Genomic DNA, 24,504 nt, shown 5'->3' with positions numbered 1-24,504 from the left:
ACAATAATAAAAATCCGGACAGGAAATAAAAATGCTCGAAATCTCAGGACTTTCAAAAACCTATGACAATGGCGTTCATGCTTTGAGAGGTGTAAACCTGACTATTCCAAAGGGAATGTTTGGTTTACTCGGACCTAATGGCGCTGGAAAATCATCGTTGATGCGCACGATTGCCACATTACAGTCGGCGGATGCTGGCACCATACAGTTCGATGGTGTGAATGTCTTAAAAGAGCCCAAGGCACTTCGCGCACGTCTAGGCTATCTGCCGCAAGATTTCGGTGTTTACCAACGTGTTAGTGCGTATGATTTATTGGATCATATGGCAATTTTAAAAGGGTTGAATAATAAAAAAGAACGTAAAGAAGCCGTGGACGGATTGCTCGCACAAACTAACTTATATGATCACCGTAAAAATGCGGTAAGCGGATTTTCTGGAGGTATGCGTCAACGCTTTGGTATTGCACAGGCACTGCTTGGCGACCCTGATTTACTCATTGTGGATGAACCGACGGCGGGACTAGACCCAGAAGAACGTAATCGTTTTCACAACCTACTCGTTGGCTTAGGTGAGAGTAAAGTAGTTATCTTATCAACGCATATTGTAGAGGATGTGTCTGAGCTATGTCCGAATATGGCTGTATTGGCGAGCGGACAAATTTTACTTGAAGGTAATCCTATTGCACTCACTGAGCAGCTACAGGGGAAAATCTGGCGTAAGTCGGTCACACTTGCAGAAGCGAAAGAAGTAGAGCAAAACTTACCGGTTATTTCTAAGCGCTTATTCGCGGGCCAGACCTTACTTAATGTATTTGCTGATCAAGCACCTGAAGGCTTTGAAGCGGTACCAGCCGATTTAGAGGACGTCTATTTTTCTACTCTGCATACTCATCGAAATAATCAAGCAGCGTAAGGAGTAGGCAGATGCTATTTAAAATGATGCGTTTTGAGCTACGGTACTTTGTCCGTCAGCCTTCCTTTTATGTGACTTCTCTGATTCTATTTTTACTCACCTTTTTTGCGTCAGTTTCGGACTCAGTACAGATTGGTGGTGGCAGTAACGTCAATGTAAACTCGCCCTATGCCATCTTGCAAACCGTTGCCATCATGACCATTTTTTCCATCTTTTTGGTGGTTAACTTTGTTGGTAGTGCGGTAATAAGAGACGATCAAAGTAAGTTCAGTGAGCTTATTTTGAGTAAGCCTTTGCACTTAGCTCAGTACCGATTGGGTCGTTTTCTCGGCGCTTATCTTGTTACTTTACTAGTATTTTCAATGTGTTTAGTGGGGATCTGGGTAGGCTCAGGCATTGGTGGTTTAGTCGGTTGGCTAGATACCGAACTGATTGGGCCTAATAAACTCAACTATTACCTAACGCCACTATTTGTCATCGCGGCCCCTTCACTGTTCTTTATGGCGAGCCTATTTGCGCTGGTGGCGCAAAAATTTAGAACCATGATAGCAATGTACTTAGTTGCTGTGGGTTTGTTTGTGACTTATCTTGTGGCAAATAGTATTTTTTCAGACATTGAATACCGTACTATTGCTGCGTATTTAGACATGTTTGGCCTATCAGCTATTTCGGCGCAATCAGAATATTGGACCATTGCAGATCGCAATACGTCAGTCATTAGCCTAGTTGATGAACTGCTCTATAACCGCTTAATTTGGATGTCAGTTGCACTGCTCAGTTTAGGTGCTTTAGCCTTAAATACTTCTCATTATTTACCGCAAAAACAAAAAACTAAGAGTAAAGCCAAAGAAGATGGTAGCCAAGCGTCGGCATTGCTGAATCGTTTTGATTTTAAAGCGAGCGTAGGTAGTAGTTGGGTGCACTTTTGCACCAGAACCACTTTTGAAGTAAAGCAAGTGCTTAAAAGCTATCCATTCTTAGTGTTATTAATTTTGGCGGTGGCAACCTTAATACCTGCCTTGGTTGGCTCATTTAATTGGTATGGCACAGAAGTATGGCCAGTGACCTTTAGAATGGTGGAGCTTATCCACGGCAGCTTCTGGCAATTATTGGTCATTGTGTTGGTGTATTACAGCGCTGAGCTGGTATGGCATGACCGTGATTCGCGAATGGGAGATATTGTTGACTCTTATCCTGTTGCAAACTGGGTATTTTGGGGCTCTAAATACATAGCCTTAGTAGCGGTGATGACGCTGCTATGTGTATTTGGTAGCTTGATCACCATTAGCTATCAATTATTGTCGGGTGTGACACAGATAGATCTCGCCCAGTATATTGTGCGCTTGGGATATTTATATGTGTTAGGTTTTGCCTTCCAAACCACCTTAGCATTTTTGATTCAGGTGATGAGTCCAAGCAAATATATGGGTATGGGAATATATGTCGTTTACTTCATTATTTCGATAGTCCTGAGCAACTTTGGCTTTGAGCACAATATGTATCACTTAGGCGAAACTTCCTCAGTGCCGTACTCAGATATTAATGGTTATGGTCATTTCCTCAGTGCGGCACATTGGTACAATTTGTACTGGTTTGGTTTTAGCATGATGTTAGCGACACTAAGTTATGCACTTTGGCCTCGTGGTGCGGGGCAAACGCTGAAAGCACGTATTGCACTGATGGGCTATCAGTTAGGTAACGCTGGTAAAGCGTTATTGGCTTGTGGTGCTTTAATCTTCGTGGGTAGTGGTGGCTATATTTACTACAACACGCAAGTGGTCAATGAGTTTATTACGCAAGATGAAGCTGAAGATATCGCAGAGCAATATGAGCAACAATTTGCCCAGTATCGAGATGACCCTGTACCAGTCACGTTAGATGTACAGCTCAATGCTGAGATATTTCCAAAGACACGTCGTATTGAAGCGCAGGTAAAGCTGTTGGTTGAAAACCGCTCAGATAAAGAGATTACTCGCTTCTTGGTCAATAAACCTGATCATACATTAGAGTGGCAAGTTGAAATGGCTGGCGCTACGCTTGGTGAAGAGGATAAAACCTTTAAGCATGCTTGGCTTGAGCTCTCACAACCAATGACACCGGGTGAGCAGCGTGAAATTACGATGTCAGTTGTACGGCAAACACTTGGCTTTGTAGATAGAAGCAATGATGAAACCTTGGTGAACAATGGTACTTTCATCGATAACGCGACGTTGTTCCCGACATTTGGTTATAGCATCTATAAGCAAATTCAAGACAAAAGTGAGCGTCGCCAGCGCGGCCTTGAACCACTAAAACGTGGTAATAAGATTGAAGAAACACACTATCATCATGAGCCATTGTTTGCGGAAAATTTTGTCACATTCGCCGCAACAGTGACGACGGATGCATCGCAAGTTGCGATGGTGCCGGGCTATTTGCAATCAAAACACAGCAAAGACGGCCGCACGACCTATGTCTATGAAATGGATGCTCCAATGCTGCACTTCTATAACATCTTGTCGATGGATCTTGAGGTGAAACGAGAAGAGTACAAAGGCATTGCGCTCGAGGTTTACTACCATAAAGATCATGCTTGGAATGTCGACACTATGCTGCAGTCGACTAAAGACTCTATTGATTATTTCACTCGAGAGTTTGGGCCTTACCAACACAAGCAAATGCGTATTATTGAGTTTCCTCGTTACCGAGACTTTGCGCAAAGCTTTGCCAATACAGTGCCGTACTCGGAAAATATTGGCTTTTTGACGGACACCCGTAACCCAGACAATATCAATGTACCTTACTATGTGACGTCACATGAGCTGGCACACCAGTGGTGGGCGCATCAGGTGATTGGTGCTAATGTGGAGGGGTCAAATATCCTGTCGGAAATGTTGTCGCAATATTCTGCCATTATGGTGATGAAAGAAAAGTACGGCGAGCATAATCTTCGTAAATTCTTGAAGTATGAACTAGACACCTATTTAAGTGGACGAGGTTCTGATCCGTATGAAGAGCGGGCGCTATCCAGAACCGTCGGTCAGCAGTACATTCACTACAATAAAGGTTCTGTTGTGATGTTAGCGCTGCACGATTTACTTGGAGAAACGCGACTCAATAGCGCATTAAGAAGCTTCTTAAATGACTATCGTTTTAGAACAGATATCTACCCAACGACACTCGACTTTTTGACTTACTTAAAAGCGGGGGCTTCAGAGCAAGAACAAGTATTTATCGAAGATCAGTTCAATGCGATTACGTTGTATGAGCTTAAGCTTGCGGGTGTTGAAGTGCAAGAAGCGACGCAAGCGGGAGAGCTACATACGGTGACCTTAACGGTTGAGGCGGCGAAAAAGCATGCAGATGGGGAAGGTAACGAAGAAGAAATCCCGCTTAATCAAGAGATTGATATAGCCTTATTCTCTGCCGATCCGAACAACATTCAAAGTGACGAAACGCTGCTATATCTACAAAAACACGCGATCACATCGGGTGAAAATAAGATTGAGTTGAAAGTAACAGAGTTACCGAAATTTGCGGGAGTTGATCCGTTTGTAAAACTGATTGATAAGAAAACCGCCGATAACATCAAGTCACTCTAATCGATACATAGGTAGGAGAGGGCTTTTTCGAAAGCCCTCATTCGTTTTTAAAGGAAAGTTATGCCAGATTTATTGCAAGTAACAGGGGTGTCGAAGCAATATGTTTCGGTAAAGCAAGTGTTATGCGCATTACTTGGTTGCTACCTTATCCGTGTTGCCGCAGGACGATTGTTTAAAGCGGGTATGGTGATGTATGGCAAGGAACCCTCAATTAAGGATATGGTGCGCTGGGTCTGTAAACCGGAATAATACCGTTTATATGATAACTTGCTAGCACGACGCTTTGGTTATGGTACGCTCCATAACCGGAGCTTATGGCAGTACAGAGAGGGTGAAATGTATCAACATATTGATAATGAAAACAATAAAATAAGTCTACCAGCGGGAAAAATCGTTTGTGTTGGTAGAAACTACGTAGCGCATGCCAAAGAGCTAGATAATCCCATTCCAAGCAGTCCGTTGTTGTTTATCAAACCAGCAACGAGCTTAGTACCATTTAATAATAAAATGATGTTGGACGCCGCACTTGGCGAACATCATTATGAGGCCGAGCTTGCACTATTGGTAGGCACCAAAATTGATGCAAAAACCCCTGCGCCTCTCAAGCATATCGCTGGAATTGGGCTGGCACTCGATTTGACATTACGAGACTTACAAAGTGAGCTAAAAGCACAAGGGCACCCATGGGAGCGGGCAAAGGCCTATGATAATAGTTGCCCAATGACGCCTTTTGTACCATGTGATGAAAACACCTTTGCTGAGTGTATTGAATATCGTTTTTGGCAAAATGGAGAGCTTAAACAGCATGGCGACTCTAGCTTAATGATTTTTCCAATCACTGAGTTGCTAAAGGACATTGCTCGTTACTTTACGCTTCAGCCAGGAGATATTGTCTTAACAGGAACGCCAAAAGGGGTAGGGAGCCTAGCGCATGGCGATGAACTTACACTGCAGCTGAAAAGCCATACTCCTTGGCATGGCAAAGTTGCGATAGATTAGATTCTCGTTTTTATGTGTATCGCTGCGTAGTCTGTTACGACTGCGCAGCAACGAGCTCAGCTTCCGGTTGATTGATTGTGCTCGAGCAGCACAGCATAATAGCAACGAGTGAAATTGCGCCTAATATTATCCAGCTGATAGTCAGGCTGACGTAGCCCAACAGTAAAGCGGTTAATGCAGAGCCGAGCAAGCCACCAAAGCGAGTGGTCAGTGACATTATTGACTCCACACTGGCTCGCACGTTATCGCTACTTAGTTGATGTTGTAGTTGCAGTTGTGCCGGTTGCGCTAGCCCCATACAAAGATAAAAGCACAGCAGAGCTACAATCAGTAATGGTAGTGACGTAACCCAAGCAAGCAGCAGCACAAAAGCGAATTTGGCCAAATGAGCGAACGCCATTACATACCCTAAGCGTTGACCAAATAGAGAACAGATCGGAGCGCTGATCGCAGCAGCGACGCCATTTAATACAAATCCAGCTGCCATCATTGCTGGGAATATCCACGCAATAGAGTCAACTGGTGTACTACTATAGCGCTCTGCTAGGGCAGGCCAAAACTTCTCTATGCTGCTGGCAACAGGAATTGCAAAAACAATCACCAACAGCAGCCTTTGCATACCACTTTGCTTACAAGTTGCCAGCATGGCCTTAGCTTGGCTAATCAGTCCTTTCTCAACTACGTCTTGCAGAGGTCTCGTTGACTCTTTCACCACGACAAAAGTACATGCAAATACCACACACAATACCGCTATCGAAATCAAGATTAAGGCTTGATACAAGTGGTTGAGTTGTTGTGTTGGGCTAGTCGCAAACGCCAAAAAGAGGGCGGCAAATAAAGCGGCACTGGCGCCGATAAGATAGCCAATACCATACACTTTACCGAACCCTTTATTCAATGGCTCGTCTCCTTCAAGCTTTTGATAAGTTTCAACAAACCATGCGTTGAGCGTGCCAGTTAACGACGCCTGACTTAATCCCCAACATGCCATGGCTAAGCAGACGTGCCAAAAGTCTTCACTCAACAATAAAAGTAAGTTGCATACAGCGGCAAACACTAAAGAAGCTAAAAATACTTTGCGGCGACCAATGGCATCTGCCGTAATACCACTAGGTACTTCAAACACCACGATAGTGATAGCCATGACCACCATAGCTAAGGCCACATCTTGCAATGCTAGGCCTAAGTTCAGCATGTAAGGCGTAAAAATAGGGAGCACCAGCATACTGGCAAACATAGTTAATCCAAGGTGGATACCGTATCGTGTAGCAAATTGTGAACGAGTCATGCGCGTTGCTCCACTGTGGTTGCGGCGCTATTCGTTTGCTGCATTAACGCATTAATGTGTGACGCGATGATGGATAAGTCTTTAGCGTCGGTCATGATTTCATCGTGTGCACTTTCAAGCGCAATATAGTCTGCATTGGCAAGTAAATTTTCAAAACCATTTCTGTCACTTGCAAACGTCCGCTTATACAGCGCAGGTATGTCTTCCACTTGATGGATCAACCTCAGTGCCGGAAGTGGAATGGCCTCATCACTGACATGATCGGCGATAAAGAAGCTCACAGGGAAGGTAAACGCCGTCGCGGTTTGAAAGTATTGGGTAAAGTCTAAAAATGCTCGGGCGATGGGTTTAGCGTCATCGTCTTGCGAGCGGATATACTCTTCTTCGGCGGCCTGACGCGCTGCTGAAGTAAGTCTTGGTAAGACGGGATCAATCAAAAAGCAGTGGACAATTTCTCTACCCATTTCGGCCAAGTAACGCGCCACTTCCAGTGACAATGCCGCACCTTCACAAAAGCCGCCCAAGTAAAGTGGGCCAGTTGGCGATACCTCCGTAATACGCTGAACATAATAGCGCACCATAGTATGCAAGCTGATGTGTTTGCCTGTGAACAGTTTGATATTTTCTAATGCGTGAATGCGCAGGTCGGGCGCAAGTTTTTCACACAGAGGTGCAAAGCTATCTGCGGTTGCTGCTGCGGGCATGAGGTGAAGCAGAAACTCACTCTGCGGTGCATTGAAAAAACGTGAAGGAGCGAAATGCTCATGGGCAAGTGCAGCGTCAATTGCTTGGTCTTCACTCATGGTGGCAAAATCAAGTCGGGTCTGATTATCAATAAATCTTGCCAGTTGCTGCACTGATAGGTGTTCAAGGATAAGTTGTGGAGTTAGCTGCCAATTACGCTTGCTTGCCGTACCACAAAAGCTTAATAAACTAATGGAGTCGGCACCTTGCTCAGTTACTGCCGTCGCACAACAAAGTGGATTCTGGCCTAAAACATCCTTCCAAATGGCCAGTACCTCCTTCTCTGTGTTGGTTTGTGGCACAACGAGTTGATGCTGCTTTAGCTCAGGTTCTGGCAGCTTAGTTTTGTCGAGTTTGCCGTTGAGCGTTAACGGTAACGCCGAAAGTACAGTGAAGCTATGTGGCATCATATAACTAGGAAGTAACTTGGTAAGCTGAGTTTTACAGTGGCTGAGTGCCGCAGCTTGATCGGCCGCGGGTTTGATTACCAAATAAGCATGCAGCAAGGTCTGAGTCTGCTGCTTTTTAGCAATAACTGCACAGGTATCTATATCCGCTAGCTGATTAAGGTGATGCTCGATCTCTGCCAACTCAATTCTAAAGCCACGCACTTTGACTTGTTGGTCGCCACGGTTGATATAACACAGTTGCTGTTGTGCATTCCAATACACTAAGTCGCCCGTACGATAGTACTTTTGCATTGAGCCAAACAGATTGAGGGATACAAACTTTTCGCTGTTGAGTGTTGGGTTATTGAGGTAACGCTCAGCCACGCCATGCCCACAGACCACTAACTCGCCAGGGCAACCAAGTGGCAGTAATTCGTTATTGCGACCGACTACAGCCACCGCTCGCCCTGGGATTGGCTTGCCGATTGCTATCTCCGATTGCTGCTTAGACATCGTTTGCACTGTGGTAAATGTGGTGCACTCAGTTGGACCATAAACATTGATAAAGTGTTTAGGACAAGATGTAGACGCCAGCAATTTATTTACCATCGACTCTGTTAATGCTTCACCACCCACGAGTAAATGAGTCAGAGAAGCAAAAATATGCTCGTCTTGCAGCAACAAAGTGTCGAAGAGTGAGCGGGTCAGAAACAGCGAAGTAATATTCAACGTCTGCAATGTTGCACTGAGCTGTGCTGCAGAATTAAGGCTGTCCTGATAGCCCAAGTGAACCTCGGCACCGTTGAGTAATGCGCTCCATACTTCAAATAAGGTGGCATCAAAGGCAGGGTTTGCGAGTTGAATAAAGCTATCTTGGGGCTGATGCTGGTAACTATGATTATCGAGTGCCAAAGCGCTAATTGCGGCATGAGAAAGCAATGTGCCTTTAGGGTTTCCTGTCGTACCTGAGGTATAAATAATCGTCGCGACTTCGCTAGGTGCGATGCACATAGGTTCAAAATCCGCCGTGATATCAGTATCTGCCAGACTCGTATCACAGAAAACTTCAGTGATATTGTTGTGGTTGAATGTTGCCAATGTTTGGCTATGTTCATGCAAGGTGACTATTACGTCGGCATTACTATCACTCAGTTGATATTGATGACGCGCTACTGGGTCTTTGAGCGATAGTGTTGTGTATGCAGCGCCGATTTTTAGTACCGCCAACATGGCAATCACAAATTCAATGTCGTTTCGCATGTAGAGTGCAACGACTTTGGGTTCAGGGCAGACTGCCAAGATTGCATTGGCAAGTTGCTTGGCTTGATTATCAAGCGCTTGGTAGCTCAAGGTTTGATGGCGATTACTGATAGCGGCTTTATCTGGATGGCGCGCTACTATTTCAGCAAACTGGTCGGTGATACTTGCCACGCTCGGATAAGCGTGTTGCATTCCACTTAATTGATATTGTTTTTGCTGCGCCGTGTTACTCAATAAAGGTAGGCTATAAAGAGGCTGTTGGGCGTTTTCAACTGTTAGATATGCCTGTAAAACCGTTTGATATAACTCGAGGATCTGCTGCGCGTATGAGCTGGAAAAAAGTGCCGTGGCATAAGTTAACCCTAACTCTGTGGTCTTCCCTGCACTCAAGTGTAATGTTAAATCAAACTTCGCTTGGCATTGCTGGGTTAGATCAAGGTCAACGCTTTGCCATAAGGTATGATGTTGCTCAGGGGCAAACTGACTACTGCTAAACAACGTTTGAAATATCGGGTGCATACTAGTGTCGAGCGGTACGTCTAAGCTATTCTTAATGGCCTCAAACGGCAAGGCCTGATGTTGCTTGGCTTGATTAACGACTTGATTAACTTGAGTGAACCAGCGCTCAAGTAACATCGTCATGTCGATATCCGCTTTAATCGGCAATGAGTTAACAAAATATCCAAGTATGTTTTGTTGCAGTGCCGTAGGGCGGTTTTCACTAGGAATACCAACAACAAATTGACGTTGATGACTGAGCAGTGCAAGGGTGTGATACCAGGCCGCAAGCCCAAGTGTATTAATACTAATGCGGTGCGTTTTCGCTGTTTGTTGTAACTTTAGCGTCGTATTTTCATCTAGCACAATGCTCTGTACCGCACCGCGATGATCAAAGGTGGCTGGACGCGACTGAGTTTGCGCAAGTTTTAATGGTTCGTAATCAGCCAATTGAGTTTGCCAATAACGTTGACTTGTTGCTTGTCGTTCAAGTTGGCCGGGTGTTGCCATGTAATAAGCATAATCACTAAATTGTAGACTCAGAGGTCGATTCTCTCCCTCATAGAGTGACGTCAATTCTTGTAAAAACAGTCCCAAAGACCATCCGTCAAAGGCGATATGATGCCAGACAAAAAACACATGTTGCAGCTCCTTCGAGGTGATGACATAGGCACGAAATGGTCGAGAATGCTGTAAGCTAAACGGCTCGTTAAAGAAATGCTCGCACTGCTCAAACAAGTTTAGATTACCAAGCTCGTGATGCGTCACGACAAACGCCTCATTGGCAGGCTGTTGTATCGTTTTTCCTTGGTGATCGTAGGCCACAACCATATCTAGCGCACTGTGGCGGATCACCAGTTGTTCTATTGCTGCTGTGAGTTTTTCAATATCGCAGTGCTTGGCGATTTTGAGTAGGCATGGAATATGATAAGTACTTGCCGCGTTGCTCACTTCTTGCGTAAACAGTAGTTGTTGCTGCCCAAGCGTAAGCGGAGCGCATCGCGTTTCCAATGGCAAGATAGACAGTTCATCAAAACGAGCTTTGCTATCTATGCCTTGCCTTGTGAGGTAGCGTAACAACTGTGGCTTATTCTGTTTTAGCTGTTCAACAATTGCTTGGCCTTGTAAATTCACGTTGCTAGCAATTTTTAATTTATCCTCTTGCTGCCAAACGCTTATCCCACTTTGTTTTAGTTCATAAATAAATGATTCGATCATGCGTTATAACTCCATTTCAAATTCGCAGTCTTCGCTACTGGCGAACGCGTTTAGCTGTTGTTCTACTTGCGTGGCAAATGCGTCAAGTTGTGGGTAAGTCAGTAAGGTCGCAACGGCAATTTCGTTGCCGAGCGCTTGACTACACAGAGCGGTAACTTGTGCTGCCTGTATGGATGAGCCACCCAAAGCAAAAAAGTCGTGTTGTAGGCCAATCTCTGAGACTTCAAGTACTTGCTGCCAAGCATTGGCGAGTTGTTGTTGTAGTTCCGTCTCTGGCGCGATATAGGTAATACTATCTTGCAGCGTTGGAATGATGAGCTGTGTGGTATCAAGTTTGCCATTTACTGTCATTGGAAGTGCGTCAATCTGTGATATCGCAGCAAGCTGCATATAGCTTGGGAGTTGTTGATTCAACCATTGGCGAAGGTCGTTTACATCACACTCAGTGTTGGCGTTAAGTACGACATAACCCAACAGCACTTTGCCTGTTTCACTTAAATATAAGTGTGCAACGGCATGGTCAACATCTGGGTGCGCTTTAAGTTTATATTCAATTTCGCCTGGCTCGACGCGGTGACCATGTAAATCCCACTGTTTGTCAGCTCTGGCAACAAACTCGAATTCACCTTGCTGATTTTTACGCACTAAGTCTCCGCTGCGGTAGAGCTTTTCGTCAGAAAAGTGGTTGTTGTCACAGCGAAGGTGATAGTCAATATAGTGTTTTGCCGTTTGCTTTGGTGACTGCCAGTAGCCCAAACCGACACAATCACCGGCGATGTATAGCTCACCTAACGCGCCGTCCGGTAAAATCCGCATAAAAGGGTCCAACACATAGCATCGAGTGTTACGAATAGGCTTACCAATAGTAATAGGTGTATTGGGGTACACTTCACTAAGTGTTGCGGTGACACTTGTTTCACTTAATCCATATTCATTGAAATGATGCTCTGCCAACTTGTGGCTGACTGGGTCTAAACGAGAACCACCGGAATACAATACGGTTAAGTTAATATCCGCTATCCACTTTGGAAACTGATTGATAAATACAGTAGGAATAAACGCGACGTTGACCTGTTTAGCTTTGAGATAGCGGCACAGCTGTTGTGGATCTTTGCGTATTGGCTCTGGAATGATTTCCAGTTTAGCGCCGGCAGCTAGGGCTGGAAATATCTCGCAAATACAGGCATCAAAAACATATTCAGCATATTGACTAGTGACTACCTGAGTATTTCCCTCTAATTTATGGATGTTGCACTTCTCGGTGCAGAGGTTAGCAAGGCCTTGGTAAGACAGCATCGCCCCTTTTGGTTCTCCCGTCGTCCCCGAAGTAAAAATGAGGTAAGCCAGCTTGTCTGTTGCATGATTGTTGGCTGAGAATGGCCGTAGTTGAGCACTTTGCTGTAATGTCTGTACATCAAGAGTCAGTGTTGGCAATGTATTCCAGCTGAGTGGTGTGCGACTAAGGAGCAGTTTTGCCTGCGCTTTTGCCATAATCTCTTGGCGACGAGCAACTGGATGATTGGCTGAGAGTGAGACAAAGGGCATGCCCGCTTTTAGCGCCGCTAGCATTGCAATGGGGGCTTCTATACCTTTATCAAAATAAAGTGCAACTGGCTCGCTTTCGTCATTGGTTGCAATCAACTGTGCTGCTAAGTGATCAGAAAACAAGTCTAGCTCGCGGTAACTCACGGTTTGCTCGGTGAAGCTTAATGCTGTGCGTTCTGGATACGCTGCTACTGTCTTCGCAAATTGCACTAAAAAAGCGTCATTTGGTTGTGATAATCGAGTTTTTGAGATGACTTGCTGTAGATACTCAGTACTAACCAAAGGGCATTGCAGTAAAGGCTTCTCGTTGTACTGACAGAGATTTTCAAGATAACGGCAGAAAAAGTGCACAAATTGTTGGCAGCGGGAAGACTGATAACGACTGCGAGCAACAATAAGCTGACCAATCAGTTGGTCTGGCATATCTTTAATCACCAAATTCCAGTCAAACTTGGCTGGGTGATATTGGTTTTGCTGGGCGGTGTCGCTGGCGACTTCAAAATGTTGATATTGCGCTGTTGGTAGTGAGAACTGATCAAAGGTAAAAAACACTTGGAACAGTGGCGATACACCCACCTCTCGGATCACCCCAAGTTGCGCGGCAATTGACTCTAGTGGCAATTGTTGGTGAGATTTTGCCGCAAGTAACAGCGTTTGGCTTTGTCTTAGATAGTCAGAAAAACTCTTATTTAAGTCGACACGCAGCGGCATCGGTAAGGTATTAACAAAGTAACCTAGCGTATCTTTAAATGCCGAATCGCGGTTATCAGTGGGGGAGCCAACGACAACACTTTCACGACTATCCCATGCACATAATGCGAGCTGAAAAGCACACAGTAGTAGGTTGTACATAGATACCTGATGTGATTTTGCCAGCCCCCTTAACTCAGCAGTTAGTGTTGTTGAGAGAGTAAAGGGGAATGCTTCACCTTGATGGTCAAACAAAGCCTGTCTTGGCTCATCGCTTGGCCATGGGGTGACATCAATATCAATCAAGTGTTGCTGCCAAAACGCTGCGGCATCGTCGTATTGTTGTGTTGATTGCCAATATGCATAGTCGCGAAATTGCAGTGAGGTTGGGGTAAGCGTGTGTCCCGATAGCAGCGTGTTCAGCTCATCCAACAATACTTGTGTAGACCAGCCGTCGAAGGCTATGTGATGAAATACCAGTAACACGCCAAATTCATCATCTTGGTGGTACAGTCCGAGCCGCAGCGGTGCATCATTTTCAAGGTCAAATGTCTGAGCGATAAATTCACTATGCGGCGTGTGTATTAGAGTTTCGCATTTTGGCACGCCTTGCTCATCTTTATATGCCCAGCGACCTTGTTGCTGTTGAGTATAGCGGGTGCGCAAAATAGCATGACGCTCAACCAGTTGATAGATTGCGTGTTGTAAGGCTTGCTGTTGTAGCTCACTTGGGCATTTAAGCTGTAAAGGAATATGAAAAGCGCCAGATTGTGTCGCTAATTGCTCGCTGGTGAGCATCGCTTGCTGCTGCGCGGGCACGATGATTTCATCAAGTGATTGTGATGTTGATGTGACCGCTAAAGGCTCGCTGGCGTTGCTAGCTTGTTGTGATACCAGTTGCGCTATCGTTTTGCTTTGCAAAAATTGACTCAAACTGATGTTAACGTTACAGCTAGAGTGCATTTTAGCGACCAATGTCATTGCACTTAGAGAATGGCCGCCCAAGGCAAAAAAGTCATCATCAATACCTACTAGCTCAACTTCAAGTTGCGTCTGCCATAGATCACAAAGTTGCTGCTCTAATGGCGTGCGTGGTGCTCGGTATGGTGTCTGTGATACTAGAGCGACGCTTGGTAAGCTGCGGCTGTCCACTTTACCAGAGGCCAGCACAGGCAATTGTTCTAGCCAACACGTAGCACTTGGCAGCATATAATCTGGCAATTGTGGTTGTAGCCACTTCACAATCTCGGTGTGAGAGAGCGTTTGGTCGCCAGTGAAATAAGCAATGAGGTAGTTGTTTTGCTGTACTTTGACGCAAGCTTGGTTGATTTGCGGGTGCAGGTTAAGTAAGTGTTCTATTTCTTGTAGCTCGATGCGATATCCACGAATTTTTACCTGCTCATCGGCACGTCCTAAAAATTGGATCTCGCCGTTTGCCAGATACCGCGCCTGATCGCCCGTGCGATACATACGTGTTCCGTGCCAGTTAATAAAGCGCGATGCCGTCTGCTCTGCAAGGTTAACATAGCCTCGTGCGACACTCGCGCCACCAATAAGGATCTCTCCTTGACAAAAGAGTGGCAGCGCCTTGAGATTGGCATCAACGATTTGAATATCAACATGAGCCAGTGGTGCGCCAATATTATTGAAATAGCGTGATTGCAGCGGCTGGTGGTTTGCTGTTGCTGTTACTGTGGTTTCGGTCGGACCATATTCAATATGAAGAAGAGGCGTCCATGCCTCCATGAGATTACGGTCACAAGACTCGCCACCCGTGATCACACGCCGTAGGGCATGGTGGTCGGGCGGCGTACCGATGGCACTTAAAAATGCTGGAACGGTGACTAAGTGACTGATCCTTTGGCTAACGAGCGCGTCACGTATCATGGCTGGCGACTTTGCTCTTGCCTCATTCATGATCACCCAGCAAGCACCATTGAGCAGCGTTAAAAAGAGTGGCTCCACGGACGCGTCGAAAAAGTATGGAGCCAGACTCAGTGTTTTTTCACTTGAGTTAAAATCGTAAGCCGCAGTTGCGCTTTGAACCAAAGCCTGAACTTGCCGCTGCTCTACCATAACGCCTTTTGGTTTGCCGGTACTTCCAGAAGTATAAATAATATATGCAAGTGATGAATGGCACGGTGAGTGTGCTTGATCTGAATTGAAAACAGGAGCTGGTTGTTGCGCTAACTCGTCAATGTTTTGCACCTCAGTGATTGCGCTAAAACACATAGCCGTATTCAAGGTTGCTTGATGACAAAGTAGCAGGTTAGCACCACTGTCTTGCAACATAAACTCACTACGTGCTTGGCCTTGCTCTGGATTGAGTGGTAAATATCCAGCACCGGCTCCAAGCGTTGCTAATATGGCGACTATCATCTCTGGACTGCGCTCAAACATCAGCGCGACAACAGGATTTTGCTCGTGGGTCAACTGTGCTTGGAGTTGCACAATCAGATGCTGAACACGCGCAGCGAGCGTTTGGTAAGTAATGACCTCATCGTTGATTTGTAATGCTGGTGCATCTGGAGCTGCTGAGGCGCAGGCCAAAAATTGTTGATATAGTGATAGGGTTGAAGTTTGCTTAACGGTGGTCGCTGGTGGCTTTGTAATTGGGTGAGAAGTTGATAATTGCTCAAGGGCGACGTCGCTGTGTTCTGCCTGCTGTACCAATAATTGCTGATAGGTGTGGGCAAATTGCTGTGCAAATGCATCATCAAACTTATTGGGATCGAGACTTATCTGTCCTTGCAAATTTGTATTGCTATCATCAAATGCTAGACGGAAATCACATTTAATCGGGTTATATAAAGACTCATTAGTAAAAGCATCAACCGCTGAAAATGGTAATGCAAACTCGTCCATAAGCTCGCTGGCGAACCGCTGTACACTAAACATCAGGCTTGGCTGAGGTGAGTGTTTACCCTCACTCAAACAGGCAACTTGTTGATCATAAGGATAACTTTGGTATTGTTTTGCGGCGCGCACGGTCTCATGAACTTGTTGCACGAGGCTGGCAAAGCTTTGGCGATAATCGAGCTTCACTCTAAGCACTAAGGTGTTGACAAAAAAGCCAATCATTTCTTGCGTTTGCGGGTGATCTCGATTATCCGATGGCGCACCAATCACGATGTCTGTTTCACCGCTATGAAGTGCCAAAATATAACAGTAATGGGCAAGCAACACGCTGTACACTGTGGTGTTTAATGATTTTGCTAGGGCACGTAATGCCTGACTTTGCCGTGGTGAAAGTGCAAAATAGTGCGTGAGCGATTCGGTTTCGTGTGTTTGTGTAGCAAACAGCGGTGCAATTTGTGTGGCATGAGCGCCTGCAAGTTGCGTTTGCCAATAACAGTGTGCAGCGCTTTGTTCTTGCCTTTGTTGCCACTTGGCAAAGTCAAAATAGCTTAATGGCTTAATGCTTTCTCCTTGTAGCAAGCTAACTAGGTCGCGCAACATGACTCGCATTGACCAAGCATCAAAGACGATATGATGCCAAAGGAAAAGCATAAAACGCCTTTGCTCAAGCTCAATAATACAGACTCTAAAGGGAGCTTGAGTATGGAGATCAAACGGCGTGTGAATGTGCTCTCTTACCAGTGTTTGTACATGAGCCAAAGTGGTTGCTCGGTGATACTCGACCGCAAGAGGTTGTAAGGTTGCTCGGCAGTTAAAATGCTCAGCATCGGTTTCAATCACACTTGTTAGGATAGGGTGATGGACAAGCAGCTGTGCTAGTGCCGAGATTATGCCTTGTTGCTGCGCTGGATCATTCAACTCAACCAGCATTGGAATATGATAAGCACAGGACTTTGGTGCACGTTTGTCTACATACAGCAACCTTGCCTGGGCATTGGAAAGCGGCACTGGCTTTAATAATGGCCAACTTAAAAAGGCGGCTTCGGAGCAGATCTGGTGGGCGCTTAGTAGCGCCAATAGTTCAGCTTTATGCGCTTTGAGTGTCGTGAGCAAAGTTGGCGCTACGTTACCCTCATATCCCAGTGCCAAGGTATTTTGCTCAGACACCCACACGCGCAACTGCTGCGCGTGAAGGTCGTTCAGTAAAGATGTTAACTCCATGACTATAGCTCCATCACCTGCGAAGAGGTGGTGGCAGGTGCGTCTTGAGATTGGGTGATATCACCCAGCTCTATGGTGTCTAGGTATTGCGCCAGAGCCGCAATCGATGGGTTGGCAATGATCGCTGATAACGGGATCGCAATCTGGTGCCATTTCTGGGCATTGCGCACGAGCTGCACTGCTAAGATGGAGTTACCACCTAGACGATAGAAATTATCATGGATACCGACTTGTTCCAGTTCTAATGTGGTTTGCCAAATTTGGCAAAGCGTCTGTTCAAGCGCTGTGCGCGGAGCAGCGTATTGGTTTGATGATGACATCTGCGGTAGCGGTAGTGCTTTGCTATCTAGCTTTCCGTTTACGGTGAGTGGCATCGCCGTGAGTTGGATGATGCTATCCGGTACCATATATGCTGGCAGCTGCGTTCGTAGATGGTTAAGTAATAGCTCGGCGTCAAAATAAGCATGGTTTTCCATCACAGCATAGCCACTTAGCGCTGTTTGATTTTGGCGTGTATAGGTGATCACTGCTGCTTCTTTAACACCGCTACAGCTGAGCAATTGGGATTCGACTTCACCAAGCTCGATACGATGACCCCTGATCTTCACTTGGTTATCCAAACGACCTAGGTATTCTAAATGACCGCTTGGTAATAATCTGGCGTTATCACCGGTTTTGTAAACGCGGGTGAGTTTGCCATTGAGCGTTAGCTCGAAAAAGCGAGTAGCGCTCAGCTCTGGTTGATTCAAATACCCAATCGCCAAACCTGCACCAGAGATAAACAGCTCTCCAGGACAACCCACAGGTACGGGACGTAACTGACTATCCAGCACCCAAGCCTGCATATCATTGAGCGGCACGCCAATGTCAGCAATCTGGGTATTCATGTTAGGGTGTAAAGGTTGATAGGTGACATGTACCGTGGTTTCAGTAATACCGTACATATTGACCAATTGAATACGCTGACCAAAGCGTTGCCACCAAGGGCTCAGTTTATCGTAGTTGAGCTGCTCACCACCAAAGATCACAGTGCTAAGGCTATCGAGCGACGCCGCCGCAGAAATGGCAACGTCACTAAAATTATAGAATGCACTGGGAGTTTGGTTAAGCACGGTGACAGCAAATTGCTCACACTGCTTTACAAAACCAAAACTGTCTCTTGCTTCTTCGTAGCTTGGAATAAACAACCGACCGCCATGACACAGTGCTCCCCATATTTCCCAAACACTAAAGTCAAAAATCGTATCGTGATAAAGCACCCAAGTATCTTCGCTATTAAAGTGGTAAAGCGGTTGACTGGCAGATAGCAAGCGCGCAACATTTTTATGGCTTTGAATAACGCCTTTAGGTTGGCCTGTCGTACCTGAGGTATAAATTATGTAGGCTGCAGAATCAGGCGACGGTTGGTAAAGTGCAATATCGCAAGGCGCGAATGTATTATCCAAGTTTAACAGTGGCCAATTTGATTGCTCATTTTCGCTCAAGCTTTGCTGACTTATGGTGTTAGTTAATACTAACTTGAGCTGAGCATCGTCAATAATAAAAGCATTGCGGGCAGCTGGCGCTCTTGGCGATAGCGGCACATAAGCGGCGCCAGCTTTCATGATGGCGAGCATTGCAACCACAGTGTCAATGCCGGGCTGCAGATATAGGCCGATATACTCAAGCGTACCATACTGCTGAAGAATACGTGCCGCAAGGCTGTCTGATCGAGTACTTAACTCCTGATAGCTTAACTCCGTTTGACTGGTGATAAGTGCAGTTTGCTGGTTGCGAGACTGCGCGTGATGCGTAAATAGTGACAGCAAATCTTGGCTTTGGTGCTGCGCTATTTGAACATCGTGCTCAATATGGCTTTGTAAACTCAACTGCTCAAGTGGTAATTGCCCATCAACGCTGATAAGTTGCGCGAGAATATGACTAAAGTTGTCACTTAAGGCATCGATAAACCAAGGATCGTAGCGGTTTAAGTCAAACTCCCATAACATAGTGACCGAATCATCCTGATCTTGCCCCATACGGGTAAGCACCACGATATTAATCTCAAACTTAGCCGCTTGACTGCTGATCGCCTCGAAATACTCAATATCATCTAACCCCGGAAGCGTGAGCTCTGGCAGTGGTGAATCATGGAAGCTAAAACAGATCTGGAATAACGGGTTGACGCCTTTGATGCGCTCAGGGTTTACGTCCGCGACGACTTCGGTAAATGGTAGGGTTTGATTGGCCAGCATGTCGTTACTGACTTCGAAACAATGCTGTACCAGTTGTTCAACAGACATTTCTGGTGTTTGCTGAACTCGCGCCACTACGGTGCTGACGAGCATACCAATGGTATCATCCACATTGGTGTAGCCTCGGTTTGCAACGCCAGAACCAATACAAATATCCTGATCGCCACTAAAGCGCGAAAGGACAATATTTAATGCCGCAAGGGCAACGGCGAATGGCGTGATCTGATGCGCTTGGCTGTAGGCTTTTAAATTGTTCCATAGCGAACGAGGCAGTTTAACCCGGTGTGCGCGACCACGTTCGGTTGCGGTTTCGCCGAGGCGAGAAACTGGCAAGTTAATACGGCTCGGTGCATCTTGTAGTTGTGCTTTCCAAAATTGACGTTGCAACTCGGCTTGCTCTGTTCCCAACCATTGATGCTGATAGGCCGCGTAATCGGCGTATTGTGTGATTTCAGGCAAAGTACCTTGGCTTGCGCCATGCAAGCGCTGTTTATAACAACTAAAGAGGTGATCAAGGAATATGTTAGAAGACCAACCATCATGTACTAAGTGATGTTCAATATGAATAAGTACATGTTTAGATTCGCTAATTTTTACAATTGCCCAGCGTGCCAGCGGTAATTGGTCAATCGCAAAAATATCATTCATATGACCATTAACGAGTTTGTCGACCTCAGCTAATGCTTGTGCTTCTTGATACTCACTAAAATCAAAGTAAGGCACGTCTTGCTGGTAGTGCTTTGCAATATACTGCAGCGGCTCATGTAAGTCGTAGCTAGTACGGAAAATCGCATGGTTATCAACGATATCCTGTAATGCACCTTGTAGTGCAGGTACATTTAGATCGCCACTGAAGGTGATTGTACACTTTGCATGATAGGCTTTATCGTTTGGGTCGGCTTTGGCTAAAAACCAAATCGCGCGTTGTTGCAGTGATAGCGGGGCGACCTCCTCAAAATCAGCACCGCGCTTTGGAATCGCAATGGTTTCAAAGTGTTGAGTTTGCATTGCCTGCCATACTTGTCCAGCACTACGATAGCGATAAATTAGGTGTGTTGGCACGCTTAAGCCGAGCTGCTGAAATAACTGGTTGCTAAGGTTGATTGCAGAGATGGAGTCACCACCTTGTTGGAAAAAATCTTGTTGCCAGCCAAGGCCTGGCAAACAGAAACCTTGAAACTGTGCTAAAAAAGCTTGTTGTTCTTGGCTAAGCTGATCTTGCGCTTGGTCTTGTTGGCTACTTAATTCGTAATTAGCGAGTGCGCGGCTATCTACCTTCCCATTTTCGGTCATGGGTAGTGCGTCTAAACATTGATAGTGATCAGGCAGCATATAGTCTGGCAGTAACTTTTCTGCTAACTGGTTGATATGTTGTCCAAGGTCTGCTGTAGGTTTACTATGAGGAACGATAAATGCCACCAAGAACTTAGCATTACCTCGTTGTACTACTTGGCAGCTTGCAAGTTTTACCGCCTCATGTTGGACAACAACTTTTTCTATTTCACCTAACTCAATACGAAATCCGCGTAGCTTAATTTGGTTGTCATTACGACCAACAAAATGATAATTATCACCGTCAAAACTTACTAAGTCGCCAGTTTTATAAAGTCTAGCGAAGTGCACAGGGTCTACTTCTGCTTGATAATAGGGGTTTGCGATAAATCGAGATTTTGTGAGTTCTGGACGGTTTAAGTATCCTTTTGCTAAACCCGCACCACTAATATAGAGCTCACCGATAGCGCCATCGGCTACTTGTTGCAATTGCTCATCTAGCACATAAAGTCTGGTATTCACAAAGGGTTGACCAATATTAAATTCGGAGTCGGCATTGGTATATTCATTGGCGCAGGTGCACACGGTATATTCGGTAGGACCATAACCGTTAAACACTCGCGTGACTTCTGAAAGTCGAGATAGCATTTCTAGATTTGGGGTTTCTCCAGCGACGATTAATTTGCGCATAGAGCGCAAATCTCGGGGATCCATCAAAGCCAGCAATGCAGGAGGGATAGCGCCAAATTGAATCGCATTTTTTGAGATCAATCGGCTTAGCGCTTTGGCATCTCGTCGCTCGGTTTCTGTCGTTACAAATACAGTTTGGCCCAACATGATATGCACGAGCAGCTCAAATACACTGGCATCGAAAATATAAGAGGCAAACATCATAACGCGGTCAAGTTGGTCTAGTTCAAAGCGGCCAATTTGTGACTCGGCTAAATAAAGTAAGTTTTGGTAAGGTACTTCTACGCCTTTTGGCGTGCCAGTGGTGCCCGAGGTGTAGATCACATAGGCAATATCACTCATTTTATAATCAGGAGTAACAAAGGATTGCGTTGCAGGAGATTCGATCAACACTTGAGGTGTGTGGCCAAATTGTGGCAGCGATTGATAATGCCCATGGGTGACGATAAGCGCCGGTTGGCTATCTTCAAGAATAAACTCGCAGCGAGCTTTGGGTGCCTCAGTGGAAATAGGGATATAACCCAATCCTGATTTGATTGCCGCTAAGATCCCCACGACCATATCAATGCCACGCTCGAGATATAGTGCCACATAAGGCGATTGAGATTGGCTCAGGTTCGCTTGTTGCTGAATATTCGCGGCGACTCGTGTTACCCGCTCTTCAAGTGTTTGATAGGTGACTTGCGTGCCGTTAAATACCAGTGCGACTTTATTGGCGTATTGGCTGAATGCTTGCGTTAATAAGATCTGCGGCTGAGTGCTGTAATCAATAGGAGACTGGGCGGTCATTGAAGTAATCCTTTAAATATAAAAATACTCTTTGTGTACAATATGTAAAGAATGTGTTTGAAATGTGTATTTTGTGATTTTGAATTGGATTGCCGTCTTCTCAGCTTTTGCATATGACAAAAAGTCGCTACCATGGGGCATCAAACCAACCAAGGAATCATCATGAAAATCAAACCTCTGGGCACGCCCTTTTCGGCAACTGCTTGCAAAGTATTACTCTGCGGTGGTGGCGAGTTAGGAAAGGAAGTCGTTATCGAATTTAAGCGCTTAGGTGCTGAAGTGATAGTCTTAGATCGCTACGACAATGCGCCAGCGATGCAAGTGGCAGATCGCAGCTATACCTTGTCTATGTTGGATGGTGAAAAACTCAAAGCGATTATTGAACAAGAGCAACCTGATTATATCGTGCCGGAAATCGAAGCCATTGCGACGGATAAGCTGGTGGAATTAGAGGCTGAAGGTTACACGGTTGTGCCAACCGCCAAAGCGACTCAACTGACCATGAATCGCGAAGGGATCCGCCGTCTTGCCGCTGAAACGCTTGGGCTTGCCACTTCACCCTATCAATTTGTTGACACCTTGGCAGACTTTAATGCTGCTGTCGCGCGTATCGGCATGCCGTGTGTGGTTAAGCCTATCATGAGCTCGTCAGGTAAAGGGCAAAGTGTGATTAAAAGTGCCGCGGATATCGAAGCGGCTTGGCACTACGCTCAAGAGGGTGGGCGTGCAGGTCAGGGCAGAGTGATTGTGGAAGGTTTTGTTGATTTTGACTATGAAATTACGCTGCTAACCGTACGCCATATCGATGGCACGAGTTTTTGTGAGCCAATTGGACATGTGCAACAAGACGGTGATTATCAGCAAAGCTGGCAGCCGCAGCAGATGTCAGCACTCGCGCTAGAGCGCAGTAAAGCGATGGCTGAAAAAGTCACGGAAGCACTGGGCGGTCGGGGTCTGTTTGGCGTTGAACTCTTTATTAAGGGTGATGAAGTTTACTTCAGCGAAGTCTCACCAAGGCCACATGATACCGGCATGGTCACGCTTATCTCGCAAGATTTAAGTGAGTTTGCGCTGCATGCTCGGGCAATTTTAGGTTTGCCTATTCCCACTATTCACTTCTATGGGCCATCAGCATCTAGCGTGATCCTTGTCGAAGGGGGATCAACACAATTACAGTTCAACAATCTTGCACAAGCGCTTGCAGAGCCACTAACGGATATTCGTTTGTTTGGTAAACCAGAGGTGAGTGGCAAGCGCAGAATGGGTGTGGCGTTAGCGCGCTCAGACTCGGCTGAAAGTGCTGTCGAGAAAGCCAAGCAAGTGGTTGCAAAAGTAGGAATTACGTTATGAACGCAAACACCCGCGTACTTGACCCATTAGTATTGGGGTTTTGGCGGCTATTAGATTGGCAAATTACGCCGCAAGAAAATTTACGCTTTTTAAAGCAAGCGATTGAGCTTGGAATACGCGATACTGATCATGCTGATATTTACGGTGAGTATCAGTGTGAGGCGGAGTTTGGCAAAGCCTTAGCGCTTGAGCCTAGTATTCGAGAGCACATTCGGATCATCACTAAATGTGGCATTAAGCCCGCATTTCCGAGCTTGGGATTAGCGGGAAAGGCGAACCACTATAATTCGAGTAAGGCGCATATCATTGCCCAAGCGCAGCAGTCACTAAAGCATTTCGGCACGGATAGGCTAGATGTGCTGTTGATTCATCGCCCGGATTATCTGATGGATGCTGATGAAGTTGCCGATGCGTTTAATACCCTCAAACAAAACGGCGATGTGCTGCATTTTGGGGTCTCGAACTTTACACCCAGCCAGCTTGGCTTATTGCAATCGAGGCTCGATTTCGCTTTAGTGACCAACCAAATTGAGTTTTCACCTTATGAGATGAAAGCGCTTGACGATGGCACGCTTGATCAGTGCCAACAACTAGGTATGAACCCTATGCTGTGGTCGCCGCTGGCAGGGGGCAGGATATTCACCAGCGAAGATGAAAAAGCCAAACGACTGCGTGCGGTGCTAAAGCAAGTGGGTGAAGAGATTGGTAGCACTGAAATTGATCAAGTGATCTACGCATGGCTTGCCATGCATCCATCGAAACCTGCTACTGTGCTTGGAACGGGAAATATTACTCGAGTTGCCAGCGCGTTTGCTTCACAGTCACTTAGCATGAGTCGCGAGCAGTGGTATCGCATTTGGACGGCGTCTACCGGGCATAGCGTGCCATAAATCAGCGCCTTAAGAATTATTGAGGATAGACTGTACGATTAAGCAAGTGCAGCTATACTCAAATGCCGCTGTTG

At 45.8% G+C, this 24,504-nt stretch carries 10 protein-coding genes; 6 read left to right on the top strand and 4 right to left on the bottom strand.

Annotated elements, in window-relative coordinates:
* Positions 1 to 31 precede the first annotated feature (31 nt).
* The 4 genes from JJQ94_RS23070 (at position 32) to JJQ94_RS23055 (ending at position 5,493) form a co-directional block, all read left to right on the top strand.
* Entirely contained in the window at positions 32 to 913 is an 882-nt protein-coding gene (locus JJQ94_RS23070; RefSeq protein ID WP_010378221.1) for an ABC transporter ATP-binding protein, read from the top strand.
* An 11-nt stretch (positions 914 to 924) separates the two neighbouring features.
* A complete protein-coding gene (locus JJQ94_RS23065) occupies positions 925 to 4,494 on the top strand; it encodes an ABC transporter permease/M1 family aminopeptidase (RefSeq protein ID WP_099030953.1) in 3,570 nt (1,189 codons plus the stop codon).
* Positions 4,495 to 4,554: 60 nt separating this feature from the next.
* Positions 4,555 to 4,743, top strand: a complete 189-nt coding sequence (locus tag JJQ94_RS23060) for a hypothetical protein (protein ID WP_236596537.1) — start codon at positions 4,555 to 4,557, stop codon at positions 4,741 to 4,743.
* Positions 4,744 to 4,830: 87 nt separating this feature from the next.
* The gene (locus JJQ94_RS23055; protein WP_099030954.1) at positions 4,831 to 5,493 is read left to right on the top strand and encodes a fumarylacetoacetate hydrolase family protein; all 663 of its coding nucleotides are present in this window, start codon (positions 4,831 to 4,833) and stop codon (positions 5,491 to 5,493) included.
* Positions 5,494 to 5,527: 34 nt separating this feature from the next.
* On the opposite strand, the gene JJQ94_RS23050 is transcribed toward JJQ94_RS23055, so the two are convergent.
* Genes JJQ94_RS23050 through JJQ94_RS23035 form a run of 4 tightly spaced genes read right to left on the bottom strand, consistent with a single transcriptional unit; the run spans position 5,528 to position 22,190 of the window.
* Positions 5,528 to 6,781: an MFS transporter gene (locus JJQ94_RS23050; RefSeq protein WP_099030955.1), complete on the bottom strand. Its 1,254-nt coding sequence runs from the start codon at positions 6,779 to 6,781 to the stop codon at positions 5,528 to 5,530.
* A complete protein-coding gene (locus JJQ94_RS23045; RefSeq protein WP_099030956.1) occupies positions 6,778 to 10,890 on the bottom strand; it encodes a non-ribosomal peptide synthetase in 4,113 nt (1,370 codons plus the stop codon). Before JJQ94_RS23045 ends, JJQ94_RS23050 begins: the two co-directional genes overlap by 4 nt.
* Positions 10,891 to 10,893: 3 nt before the next feature.
* Positions 10,894 to 17,205: a non-ribosomal peptide synthetase gene (locus JJQ94_RS23040; protein WP_099030957.1), complete on the bottom strand. Its 6,312-nt coding sequence runs from the start codon at positions 17,203 to 17,205 to the stop codon at positions 10,894 to 10,896.
* A 2-nt stretch (positions 17,206 to 17,207) separates the two neighbouring features.
* Positions 17,208 to 22,190, bottom strand: a complete 4,983-nt coding sequence (locus JJQ94_RS23035; protein ID WP_099030958.1) for a non-ribosomal peptide synthetase — start codon at positions 22,188 to 22,190, stop codon at positions 17,208 to 17,210.
* Positions 22,191 to 22,352: 162 nt separating this feature from the next.
* On the opposite strand from JJQ94_RS23035, the gene purT reads away from it, so the two are divergent.
* Both purT and JJQ94_RS23025 read left to right on the top strand, forming a co-directional pair.
* The gene (gene purT, locus JJQ94_RS23030) at positions 22,353 to 23,540 is read left to right on the top strand and encodes a formate-dependent phosphoribosylglycinamide formyltransferase (RefSeq protein WP_099030959.1); all 1,188 of its coding nucleotides are present in this window, start codon (positions 22,353 to 22,355) and stop codon (positions 23,538 to 23,540) included.
* Entirely contained in the window at positions 23,537 to 24,430 is an 894-nt protein-coding gene (locus tag JJQ94_RS23025; protein WP_099030960.1) for an aldo/keto reductase, read from the top strand. The genes purT and JJQ94_RS23025 overlap by 4 nt, the downstream gene beginning before the upstream one ends.
* Positions 24,431 to 24,504: the final 74 nt, after the last annotated feature.

Origin of the sequence: Pseudoalteromonas sp. GCY (assembly GCF_016695175.1) — a bacterium.
Taxonomy (GTDB): Bacteria; Pseudomonadota; Gammaproteobacteria; order Enterobacterales; family Alteromonadaceae; genus Pseudoalteromonas.
This window is presented reverse-complemented; position numbering and strand designations above follow the sequence as displayed.

Bases quoted from the DNA above. Each gene is read 5' to 3' on its own strand.
- JJQ94_RS23070 (WP_010378221.1), top strand. From the start codon at position 32: ATGCTCGAAATCTCAGGACTTTCAAAAACCTATGACAATGGCGTTCAT.
- JJQ94_RS23065 (WP_099030953.1), top strand. From the start codon at position 925: ATGCTATTTAAAATGATGCGTTTTGAGCTACGGTACTTTGTCCGTCAG.
- JJQ94_RS23060 (WP_236596537.1), top strand. From the start codon at position 4,555: ATGCCAGATTTATTGCAAGTAACAGGGGTGTCGAAGCAATATGTTTCG.
- JJQ94_RS23055 (WP_099030954.1), top strand. From the start codon at position 4,831: ATGTATCAACATATTGATAATGAAAACAATAAAATAAGTCTACCAGCG.
- JJQ94_RS23050 (WP_099030955.1), bottom strand. From the start codon at position 6,781: ATGACTCGTTCACAATTTGCTACACGATACGGTATCCACCTTGGATTA.
- JJQ94_RS23045 (WP_099030956.1), bottom strand. From the start codon at position 10,890: ATGATCGAATCATTTATTTATGAACTAAAACAAAGTGGGATAAGCGTT.
- JJQ94_RS23040 (WP_099030957.1), bottom strand. From the start codon at position 17,205: ATGGAGTTAACATCTTTACTGAACGACCTTCACGCGCAGCAGTTGCGC.
- JJQ94_RS23035 (WP_099030958.1), bottom strand. From the start codon at position 22,190: ATGACCGCCCAGTCTCCTATTGATTACAGCACTCAGCCGCAGATCTTA.
- purT (WP_099030959.1), top strand. From the start codon at position 22,353: ATGAAAATCAAACCTCTGGGCACGCCCTTTTCGGCAACTGCTTGCAAA.
- JJQ94_RS23025 (WP_099030960.1), top strand. From the start codon at position 23,537: ATGAACGCAAACACCCGCGTACTTGACCCATTAGTATTGGGGTTTTGG.